Below are 12,334 nucleotides of genomic sequence, written 5' to 3'. Positions count from 1 at the left end.
GACATAAAAAAGGGAAGCATACGCTTCCCTTGATATTCTTTAAAGCAAAAATTAAGCGAGGTGTTTTGTTAAATCGACACCTTGGAATGCTTTAGGACGTTTGCCACGGCCTGTCCACTCAACAATTTCGCCATTAAATTCGATGCGGTACTTTGGTTTAACCTTAGTACGTTTATCTGTTGTTGCTACATCCTGTAGATCTTCTAATGTAAGTCCTTTTTCTTTTAGTAAATCGAGTACTTCTTTTTTAGCTTCTTGCTGTTGAGTATATTTCTCGATTGCTGTGTCAATTAGCTGTTTTGCTTTTTCTAATTCAGATAATGACGCAGATTTTACAAAAGATCGGATTTCTTTCATTGAGAGCTCTCTTAAAAATTAAAAGTAAAGTTAAAATGTTCAACAATAACTAGTATATGTGGATTTAATGAAATAATCTATTCTATGTTTATTATTTATCCTATTTTTTCATTATAGCCATAGCTTAATTTTATCTATAACATCATTTAATTCAGCAATTAATTTCTCAACAATTAATGTGTCTTGCTGCTGATTAAAGCTACTTTCCGTTGCTACGATTAGTTCAGACAAAGGTGGATATTGCAGCATTACAATAGCTCCTTTAAGCTTATGTATTGCAGCAGAAACCTTTTCTAAATTTTGAGCTTCCAAGTGCTCTTGCAGAGTATTTAAATCACTTTGCAAACTGTTAATAAATACGTCGGCAAGCATTTTCGCATCACTCTCATTACCAAAAACAGTTAACCAATGCTGCTTATCTTTTATACCTTGTAAACTGATATCAACGCCTTCACTGCTATTAGGCAAATCATTAGAGCTTAAATCTATAAACTCAGCTAGACGATTATATAATTCATTAAGCTTATAAGGCTTAAATAAAACACTATTCATTCCTGACTTTAAGGCTGTATTTAAACACTCTTGAGAATCATCAGCGGTAAAGCCAATAATTGGCAAATGTTTAAATTTTTCTTGATTACGTAATTGCTCCGTTAATTTAAACCCATCTAAGTCAGGCATATGACAGTCGGTTAGTAATAAATCAAACTGTCCTGTTTCAAGTGCTCTGAGTGCAGCAATACCATCATCAACCATCACGGCTTTGATACCGAGCTTCTGGCATTGTTTTTCGAGTAATAATTGATTTGTTTTATTATCTTCAGCTATTAATATTTGCCCATGTAACTGAGCATTTTGCGCAGCCAACCCCTCATCATTGCTGGTATGTACATTATCTAAAAGCTCTCTTAGAGTATCTGGATATAATGGCTCTGTAGGTAAAATATGACAGCTACAATTAGCCGGCCTATGCTCTTTTTTTGCACTTGCGACTAAAATGTAGTTATTGGTTGCAGTACTAATTGATTGCAGCCAGTTAGCGCCCCATAACGCTTTAATATAGCTTTCATCAATAAGAATATTATCTTCCTGTGTAAATGCCTCTATATCTATTGGCCAACTTAATTGATGATGCTTTACACCCATATTAGCTAGATTATTTAATAACTGATGGTCTTGTGAACACACAGCCCAATTCACTGATACAGCCTGCAGTTTTTGTTTGCTGACGCTTTTAAGTGGCACAGCAATGTAAACATTGGTACCTTTACCAAAAGTACTTGAAATGGATATTTCACCTTGCATTGCTTCTACAAGTTGCTTTGCCAAGCTCAAGCCTAAGCCTGTACCTCCATGGCGACGTTGAATTGAGTTGTCAGCTTGCTCAAAAGGGGTAAATGTATGCGCCAACTGCTCAGCTGTCATACCTTTACCTGTATCTGATATTTCAATTTTTAAAGACTGCTTCTCAAATAACACATCGCAGCTTATTGAACCATTTTCAGTAAACTTCACAGCGTTATTTAAAACATTAGAGAGAACCTGCATCAAGTGGCTTATGTCAACAGAAGCTAAGGTATAAGCAGCTGTGCGCCATATCACGTTAAACTCAAGCCCTTTTTGCTTAGCTAGGTATTCATGGGCACGCAAAACACGACATAAATGTGCTTCTAGGTCGACCTCACGTAATTCAACTTCAATATTGCCTGTCGTGGTGTTAGCAAAATATAAAATATCATCCACTAATGTGCGAAGCTTGGTTACAGAGCTATCAATGTGCTCAACGAGATAATGCTGCTCTTCATCAAGCGGTGATGATTTTAACAACTCTATAAAGCCATTTACCCCAGACATTGGCGTTCTTAATTCATGACTCATAGTGGCAATAAAGCGGCTTTTTGCTAGATCAGCTTGATGTGCAAGCTGAGTAGCTTTACTTAAGTCTGCTTGTTGACGTTTAAGTAAGCTGATGTCCAGCAAGATCCCGTTCCAACGCACACCTTGCTTATCGTCTCGTTTATTAATTTCAGCATTAGCAATATAACGACACCAAATTTGCTGGCCGAGATTATTTATCCGAAACTCAATATCGATCAGTTTGTTTTGTTTTGTCGCGGCTTTAAAACTCTTGGCGATTTGCACGCGGTCTTCATCAACAATAAATGGCGAGATACATCCCGTCATACCGCGCTGGTTAATCATTCGTGAAGTGACACCTAATAAGCTCTGCGCGCCCTTACTTATATAGGTATAACACCCCTCACCATTGTCATAATACTCATACTGGAATACGCCGCCGGGTATGGTATCTGTGATGGTTTGTAGAAGCTGTTGAACTGACTGATTCTCACGTTGTAAATGGCGGTGCTCAGTAACATCAGTAAGTACTGTCATGATGCCTGCTAGTTCACCATCTAACCCCACATACGGCTTTTTAGTGTAAAGCAGCTCCAGTTCTTTGCCAGATTTGTTAGTGTAATTAATATGCTGATTAATGACTTTGCCTGAATTTAAACTTTGTTCATTTTGTGAAATTAGTTTTTTTACGACTTTAATGTCGCCGCGCAGATATTGGTTATTTTCATCCCATAAGTGAGCAAAATTTTCTTTGTAGGCACGATTCCACATAACGCGTTTTTGATGCTGATCTTGAATCACCACCATAGTGGGTAAGTCATCAATGAGTTTTTGGGTAAAGTTAAGCTTAATCAATGCCACTTCTTCAGCTTCTTTACGCTTTGCAATTTCGCGATTAATAGTTAACCGCCAGCTAATAAAATAAATCACAGACACAGCGATTAAAATTAAAATAAGAATTGCCGTGGTATTCACTGTTTTACGGTCGTAACCACGTTCAATACTAAAAATGCCATGACGGTTCACAACATGGCTAAAATCGTTGCTGGTCAGTGTTTTAAATAAGCTATCTAGCAAAGTCGCAAACTCTGAAAAGTGCTTATTCACTAAAAAGTAAATAGGCTGGGTATAACGGTATTTTGGATTAATATAAAACTCACCAATATAGAATTGGTTTAACTGGTATGCAGCAATACTTTGCGGCAGTATCACAGCATCAATGTTGTCATTTCTCAGTGCATAAAATAGCGTTTTAATTGAGTCAAATGATACCGTTTCAACGAGTTCATTCGTTACAAGCTTTTGCTTAGGGTCAGCAAACGCTTCTAAATAACCAATTCGTTTAGTTTGGCTTGCTCGTTTAGAGATTAACACCATCTCTAAACTGTAATGAGCTGGCAGCGCTATCAACACCCCCTCATCTATTTTCGTCGGATTCATGGTCGGGATTAAATCAATTTTATTGGCTAAAAATAGTCGTTCTAACTCTTTCGAATTAGCCGCAGGTATATACTTAAACTGAAAGTCACTGCGCTGCGCTAAAAGCTCAAGAGTATCGTTTAAATAGCCGTCTGCTTCTCCTAAATTACTTGTCGCATGAATTGGATATAAACCATCGACAAAAGAAAATGTCAGTAAGTAATTATTTTCTTCTTTTTTATCAATACGGTTAAAGTCACGCTTAAATTGACTATACGCTTTAGCGGCTAAATATTCTTCACTAGCAGAACTTTCCCATAGTTGTTTCGTGGTTGGTGAAATAGCGGCTAATACCGAATTAACCTGATTGCGTAATGCTGTTTTGTTTTTATTAAACATTACATGCAAGGTTTCGCTCGATAACCAAACTGGGCTTACAACTTTCAGGTTCTCTTGTGAGCGATTCTTTAGTTGGTGAGATAAAACCGAGTAATCACCCATAAACGCATCAAACGAGCCATCCGCTACTTTTTTAAAGGCGTCTTCGGGTTTTATAAAACGATTAATAAATAGCGCGCCATTTTCAACTAAGTATTCACAATGTGAGCTACCCGTAATGCACACCCAACGTAAACTCGCTAAGTTTTTCAAAGCATCATTTGCGATAGACTGATTTGCGACAATGCCTCTTGGCGCTTCCATGAAGGGTGTTGAAAATAAATAATGCTTTTTACGCTGCGAGGTTTTATTTAGGCCAACGGCAAAGTCGATATCACCGGCTTTAAGTGCATCTAATAGCTCGTTTAAGCTGTCATAAACACGGTATTCGAGGTCAGCTTCAGCTAGTCGAGCGATTTCATTACTATAGCCAACAATAACGCCAGAAAACTGCCCATCAGCATCCCGGGTGTGGTAAGGAAAAAAGTTATAATTAACGATACCCGCTTTTAGTGTTACGCTGTTTTTTTGAGCTTTTGCGCTAAGTGATACAAGTAATGAAAGTACTAAAAGAAGGGTAAATACAGTAATTTTACTCAACTAAAAGCCTTAACTAATTGTTAATCTGGAAATTCTAGTATAAGAGATTAACTGAGTTGGTACAAATAACTAATTTTTACTCTAAAAACTTTCTATTTCATAATTCAATTGATTGCTAAAATTTAGTTGCTTTAGCATACAAAAAGCAGGCTAACAAAGTTGAACTTTTATCTTCTCTTATATAGCCAACTTCAAGATCTATATTTTCTTGGTTTAACTTATTTATTATTAAGGGTAAGTTATCTGCAGCTTGTGTTAGCTCTTGCAATCTCAATATCAATAATTCGAGCTCTTTTTGAAATAATTTAAATGCTTCAACGAATCGAATTTTCTTACCTTGGTTTTTTTTCAAAAAATCAACAAAAGAAAGTAAATTGGTTCCTTTCAAGCCATGTATATTTCCACACCTCTCAAAAGTGAAGGTATCAATAAATTCAAAACTGCTGTTTATCAAGTCATGATCCTCTTCAACGAGTGCTCTTGCAAGAACATTCAGGCTAGTAAGTAGTTTGCTTTTGATTTCATTTGAAATATTAAGAATTTCTTGATTCGATTTAATAATCACCGATTCAGGGTGGTGGCAAATAAATACAAAGTTTCTTTTATTTTTTAGTACTCTAATTACTTCTTCTAGGCTTTTATCAATATTAGTGTATTCAATAGCAAACTGAGATATCACATAGTCAAATCGACTACTTTCAAATGGCAGTATCTCTGCAGAAACACCAGATAAAAGCTCACCTTTTACCAAGTTAATATAATCTTTATGAATTAAAGCTTTATCGACACCTACACAGTTAAAATCATGATTTTTCTGTATTAATTCTATTAACGCACCATTACCGGTACCTATATCAAGTACACTAGAATGTTCAGCTATATTGTCCGCAAACCTTTGCCAAAAATTTTTGAGTTCTCCTTCGTAGTTAGTTTTGAATCCACCTCCAAATGACGTCAAATGTCCCTGCTGCCAGTAATTAGTCCAATGATCACTCATTATTACTCCACAAATAAAAAAGGCTGAATAAATTCAGCCTTTTGCGTTTAATAAACTTAATTAGAAGCTAATTGAATAGCTTACACGGTAATCACGACCAAAGTTATTATATAGGTCTTGATCATCCCAAGTTCCATTTGATGATAATACAGGGTCTTCATCTGTTAAGTTATTAACAGTGAAGGTAAGTGCACCATAAGCACCTGCGTTATAGGTGTAGGTTAAGTTGTGTACCAACCAGCTATCAAGTCTACCTGATACATCATATTTAGCACCTGGGATTGGGTTATCATCAGCATCAAGAGGTGCTCTTTCAAACTCACTAGTGCTATCAGTAAATGTTGCATTCCATGCCAGCGAGTGATCTTCATAAGACCAAGCAACGGTAGCAACAGATTTAAGTTCAGGTTGACCAGACCAGCCTGATGTATCTTGAACTCGACCGCCTACCTCTTCTTCATAAGAAAGTACAAAGCTATTTACGTTTTGGAAACGGAAATCACCGAACCCTGTTTCAAGGTTTGCAGCAATAGTAAAGTCGATACCTTCAACCTCAAAACCAGCACCATTGAAGTAAGATGTACCCGCTTCAATAAGTGTTCCAGATGCTGCACGCTTCAAGTAGAAAGTTTCGTTTGAAGTATCTGTGTCTACTGATACTGCAGAAATTAAACCTGCAGCTTCATCAGATAATAGCGACTGTAATGTCTTTTGCTGAATTACATTATCGATTTGTAACTGGAAGTAATCAACTTTGAAAGTAAGGTTATCGTTTACATCCCAAGCGATACCAAGGTTAGTGTAATCAGATTCTTCCGCATCTAGCTCTGAGTTTTGTGTGTAATAAGTATCATACTGGCGTTCTGTAGTAGATCCATTTGCATAATCGATTGCGTCTTCTGCAGAGAATGAACGTGCTGCATTCAAACGGTCAAGGCCTGGAGCACGGAAAGACTCAGAGTATGAACCACGGATAACGATGTTATCAGCTACTTGCCAACGAGCTGAAATTGCAGGTGCAATATTATCGCCGAAGTCAGAATAATCATCGTAACGAGCTTTTAAGTTCAATTCTACTGTTTCAGTCACTGGAAGCACTGATTCGAAGAAGAATGCAGTTACATCACGCTTACCTTCAGAAGAGTTACCTGCTGAACCACCAATTCGACCGGCTTCTGACTGACCATCATAAATATCAGCAAAAGATTGCTCAAAGTACTCCATACCTACGTAGTGTGCTACTGTGCCACCAGGAAGTTCAAATAAATCAAAGCCTAAACCAGCAAAGTATTGGTCAAATGTAGAAGAAGATTGTTGAAGGGTTGTTGCTTTCATATTAGCAATACCTTCTTCAGAATCTAAAGATATATCATTTTGTTGGTTGTATGCTAAACCAGCATAAGAAAGGTAGTATTCACCAACTGACTTATTGTCTGCTTTGTTACGGTGATAGTAAACTTCCCAAGACGCATTGTTCCAGTCCAAATCACCACGAAGACCTGTCGTTAAATCGATATTGTAGTCATCTACGTTACCGTCACGAGTACCGATACCAACCCAACGGAATAACCCATATGCATCGTCTACGCCGTAAGGGTTATGCGGATTATCAGCTGACATACTCTCCCACGCGGCAGCAGGTGGAGCATAACGGCCAAATGATGAGTTTTGAACGAACATTGTTTGACCAAACCACTCTACGTTATCAGCAATTTCATAGTTAGAGCTGATGTAAAGCGTGTTACGATCAATAGACGCTGTATTGTAAGATACATTACCAAAAGCATACATACAGTATTCAGAACCAGGGCCCCAATCTTCATTCGCATCTACACGACGGAATGTATCTTCGCCGTACTCAGCAATTAGGTCATCACAAAGTAGTGATGCGCGTGCTTCAGAAAAATCAGGTGAAAGAACTGTCGCACCGTAGTAAGACCAACCCACAGTATCTGCAGTGTATGCTTCGATATCACCATCACCATCTAAATCGCCAATTTGAGCTTTAGTATAATCACGTGCAGCATCGCTGATACCCTCACGTTTTTGGTAATCATATGCAAACGTGATGTTACCTTTATCGTTTGAGATACCACCTACAACTGAAAACTCAGAAGATGTTGTGCCTTCATCTTGGTCACGGTGGCCAGCACCTATGTTGAAGCTTAAGCCTTCGTAGTTATCTTTTAATACAACGTTAACAACACCAGCCATTGCATCAGAACCATAGATAGATGATGCACCTTCAGTCATGATATCGATACGCTCAACTGCAGCCATTGGAATAGCATTTAAGTTAGCTGATGCGCCACCTAAAGTTGGTGAACCTGGGAAACGGCGACCGTTTAATAGTACAAGTGTACGACGAGAACCTGCACCACGTAAGTTGATTGTTGCTTGAGACTGAGCAGAGCTACCTGAACGCTCTGAGAATGAGCCGAATGAGTTTAGTGAGCTTGAGCGAAGAGCATCAGCTACAGTAAAGTCACCTTCCATTTTAATATCAGCAGATGTGATACTGATTACAGGCGATGCACCTTCAAGATCAGTACGCTTGATGCGTGAACCTGTTACTTGAATACGCTCAACTTTTTCTACACTATCATCTTCAGCTGCAATAGTTGATGCAGAAAATGCAGCTGTTGACGCTGCACCAAAAGCAATTGCTAAGCGAACTGCTTTTGAAACTTGATTATTTAACATTTGATTCTCCCTGGTCATATCCATGTTATGACTTTATTAATTTATTTTAACCCCAAAGAGCTAAACAACCCTTTAGAGCTATCAAATACTAATATCAGGTACAACTTTTGGTCAACTTATTTTTAACCTTTGTTTTTAAAGGGAAAATCAAAAATTAACAAATACTCAATAATCAACTGCACATGTTAACAATGGGTACAAAACAATTGCTAATAATGAAAGTAACTTTCAAGGAAAGGCTTAGTAACTAGCTTTGACTGAGTGAAAAATGCAACTATATAATTTCTGAGTTGATATAAATGAAATTATTAAAAATTCGCAAAAAGAAGTTAGTTACAGAAAAAGTAACATCTAATTTTAAAATGCTACTTTTATTAAAGAGAGTAAAGAAGCTCTAAATGCTAGCCCTGCCTACTATGTAAGTGGCTAACAATCCACTATGGTTGTTATCGAAAATTTTCCCTTCGTCATAACTCGTGGAAACAGCTTTAACTTTATTAATTAAAGTGGTTGATTGAGTCGCAGCATTTACTAATTCAGTGAGTCTAAGAATAAGTAGATCTAATTCATTCATAAAAAGAGATAATGCTTTTTTGAAGTCTATCTTGTTATTCACATTTTGGAGCAGAAAGCTCAGAAACGCAGGTAAGTTAGTCCCTGCTAAAGCATCGGTATCATTTTTAAACTCATTTTTGATTTGAGTGTTTATTTCATCAAAGTAACGTTCAGCAAAAGCAAACCCCTTTTCATCTAGGCAGCTAATCAAAGCAGTTAAACTGGGTGTAATATTTCTTTTGACAAAATGTGCCGCAGATAAAATAAGTGTGTTAGGCTTTACGATTATTGACTCTGGGTGGTGGCATACAAACGCAAATACCCCTTTTCTCTGTAACACCCGAAATACTTCTTGAATACTTTTATTGATTAGACTGTATTCTAGAGCGAATTGCGCAACTACACACGAAAACTCATCATCATTAAATGGTAATTTTTCAACGGCAGTGTTCGATAGAAAGGTTCCACCTATACTTTTTGAAACCTCTGGATGAATCGTTGCCTTATCGACGCCAAAACAGTTTAATTTTTTATCTTTCTGTAATAGCTGAATTAAAGCACCGTTCCCTGTGCCAACATCTAGTATAGCTGCATTTTCTTCTAACTTATTCGCAAAGCTATACCAAAATTGTTGAAGTGCACCTTGATAGTTATTTTTAAAACCATTACCAAAAGAGGTCAAATGCCCTTGCTGCCAATAATTTGTCCAATGGTCGCTCATAACATCTCCATAAATAAAAAAGGCTGAATAAATTCAGCCTTTTTTGCATTCAAAAAACTTAATTAGAAGCTAATTGAATAGCTTACACGGTAATCACGACCAAAGTTATTATAAAGGTCTTGGTTATCCCAAGTACCGTTTGATGATAACACTGGATCTTCATCTGTTAAGTTGTTAACAGTGAAAGTAAGTGCACCATATGCACCTGCGTTATAAGTGTAAGTTAAGTTATGAACTAACCAGCTATCAAGCTTGCCTGATTGATCATAGTAACCGTCACCATCTTCATCTACTTCAGTTTCAGAAGTGCTATCTGTATAAGTTGCATTCCACGCTAAAGAATGATCTTCATAAGACCAAGCAACGGTAGCAACAGATTTAAGTTCAGGTTGACCTGACCAGCCAGATGTATCTTGTACAACACCGCCAACTTCTTGGTCGTAAGAAAGCACGAAGCTATTTACGTTTTGGAAACGGAAATCACCAAAACCAGTCTCGATGTTAGCAGCGATTGTAAAGTCGATACCTTCAATTTCGAAACCTGCACCGTTAAAGTAAGATGTACCAGCTTCAACTAGAGTACCTGAAGCCGCACGTTTCAAGTAGAAAGTTTCATTTGAAGTATCTGTGTCTACTGATACTGCAGAGATTAGACCTGCAGCTTCATCTGATAGTAGAGACTGAAGTGACTTAGACTGAATTACATTATCGATTGCTAATTGGAAGTAATCAACTTTGAACGTAAGATTGTCGTTTACATCCCATGCAACACCAAGGTTAGTGTAATCTGAAGTTTCAGCATCTAACTCAGAGTTTTGCGTGTAATAAGTATCATACTGACGTGATGTAGTTGAACCATTAGCATAGTCGATTGCAGATTCTGCTGAGAATGTACGTGCTGCGTTTAGAAGGTCAAGACCTGGAGCACGGAAAGACTCAGAGTATGAACCACGGATAACGATGTTATCAGCTACTTGCCAACGAGCAGACACTGCTGGGGCAATGTTGTCGCCGAAATCAGAATAATCATCGTAACGAGCTTTAATGTTTACTTCTACTGTTTCAGTTACTGGTAATACTGATTCGAAGAAGAATGCAGTAACATCACGCATACCTTCAGATGAGTTACCTGCTGAACCACCAATAAGGCCTGCAGCTGATTGACCATCGTAGATATCAGCATAAGTTTGCTCAAAGTATTCCATGCCTACGTAGTGAGCTACTTGACCACCTGGAAGTTCAAATAAATCAAAGCCTAAACCAGCAAAGTATTGGTCAAATGTAGAAGAAGACTCTTGAAGAGTCGTTGCTTTCATATTAGCAACACCTTCATCTGAACCTAAGTCGATATCATTTGCTTGGTTATAAGCTAGACCTGAGTATGATAGGTAGTATTGACCAACTGACTTATTGTCTGCTTTGTTACGGTGATAGTAAACTTCCCAAGACGCATTGTTCCAATCAAGGAAACCACGTAAACCTGTTGTTAAATCGATATTGTAGTCATCTACGTTACCATCACGAGTACCGATACCAACCCAACGGAATAGGCCGTATGCGCCATCTTCACCATATGGGTTATGCTCATTGTCTGCAGACATATTTGTCCAAGGTGCTGCAGGTGGAGCATAACGACCGAATGATGAGTTTTGAACGAACATTGTTTGGCCGAACCACTCTACGTTATCAGCAATTTCATAGTTAGAGCTGATGTAAAGCGTGTTACGATCAATAGACGCTGTATTGTAAGATACGTTAGCGAAAGCATACATACAGTATTCAGAACCAGGGCCCCAGTCTTCATTTGCATCTACGCGACGGAATGTATCTTCACCGTATTCAGCGATTAGGTCATCACAAAGTAGTGATGCGCGTGCTTCAGAAAAATCAGGTGAAAGAACTGTCGCACCGTAATAAGACCAACCCACAGTATCTGCAGTGTATGCTTCGATATCACCATCACCATCTAAATCGCCGATTTTAGCTTTAGTGTAATCACGAGCACCATCGCTGATACCTTCACGTTTTTGGTAATCATATGCAAACGTGATGTTACCTTTATCGTTTGAGATACCACCTACAACTGAGAACTCAGAAGATGTTGTACCTTCGTCTTGATCACGGTGACCAGCACCAATGTTGAAGCTTAAGCCTTCGTAGTTGTCTTTTAAGATAACGTTAACAACACCAGCCATTGCATCAGAACCATAGATAGATGATGCACCTTCAGTCATGATATCGATACGCTCAACTGCAGCCATTGGAATAGCATTTAAGTTAGCTGATGCGCCACCTAAAGTTGGTGAACCTGGGAAACGACGACCGTTTAATAGTACAAGTGTACGACGAGAACCTGCACCACGTAAGTTGATTGTTGCTTGAGACTGAGCTGAGCTACCTGAACGCTCTGAGAAAGAGCCGAATGAGTTCAGTGAGCTTGAACGAAGAGCATCAGCTACAGTAAAGTCACCTTCCATTTTAATATCAGCAGATGTGATGCTGATTACAGGCGATGCACCTTCAAGATCAGTACGCTTGATGCGTGAACCTGTTACTTGAATACGCTCAACTTTTTCTGCGCTGTCGTCTTCAGCCGCAACAGAAGATGCAGAAAATGCAGCTGTTGATGCAGCACCAAAAGCAATTGCTAAGCGAACTGCTTTAGAAACTTTATTATTTAACATTTG

At 38.2% G+C, this 12,334-nt stretch carries 6 protein-coding genes; all 6 read right to left on the bottom strand.

From position 1 onward, the window contains the following. Nucleotides 1-51: 51 nt before the first annotated feature. Nucleotides 52-357: an H-NS family nucleoid-associated regulatory protein gene (locus NFU46_RS06415; protein ID WP_063707100.1), complete on the bottom strand. Its 306-nt coding sequence runs from the start codon at nt 355-357 to the stop codon at nt 52-54. A 111-nt stretch (nt 358-468) separates the two neighbouring features. Further along, nucleotides 469-4,671 (bottom strand): ATP-binding protein, encoded by a 4,203-nt coding sequence (locus NFU46_RS06410; protein WP_251600676.1) that lies wholly within the window; start codon nt 4,669-4,671, stop codon nt 469-471. A 115-nt stretch (nt 4,672-4,786) separates the two neighbouring features. Further along, on the bottom strand, nt 4,787-5,668 hold the full coding sequence (locus tag NFU46_RS06405) for a class I SAM-dependent methyltransferase (protein ID WP_251600672.1): 882 nt from the start codon (nt 5,666-5,668) through the stop codon (nt 4,787-4,789). Nucleotides 5,669-5,728: 60 nt separating this feature from the next. Then, complete coding sequence (locus NFU46_RS06400; RefSeq protein ID WP_251600669.1) at nt 5,729-8,371, bottom strand: TonB-dependent receptor domain-containing protein; 2,643 nt, start codon at nt 8,369-8,371, stop codon at nt 5,729-5,731. Between the two features lie 394 nt (nt 8,372-8,765). Continuing rightward, complete coding sequence (locus NFU46_RS06395; protein ID WP_251600666.1) at nt 8,766-9,647, bottom strand: class I SAM-dependent methyltransferase; 882 nt, start codon at nt 9,645-9,647, stop codon at nt 8,766-8,768. Nucleotides 9,648-9,709: 62 nt separating this feature from the next. After that, complete coding sequence (locus tag NFU46_RS06390) at nt 9,710-12,331, bottom strand: TonB-dependent receptor domain-containing protein (protein ID WP_251600664.1); 2,622 nt, start codon at nt 12,329-12,331, stop codon at nt 9,710-9,712. Between the last annotated feature and the right edge of the window lie 3 nt (nt 12,332-12,334).

The sequence above is a fragment of the Pseudoalteromonas sp. NCCP-2140 genome (assembly GCF_023708065.1).
Classification (GTDB): domain Bacteria; phylum Pseudomonadota; class Gammaproteobacteria; order Enterobacterales; family Alteromonadaceae; genus Pseudoalteromonas.
Note: the sequence above shows the minus strand (reverse complement) of the source record. Positions and strands in the feature narration are given on the sequence as shown.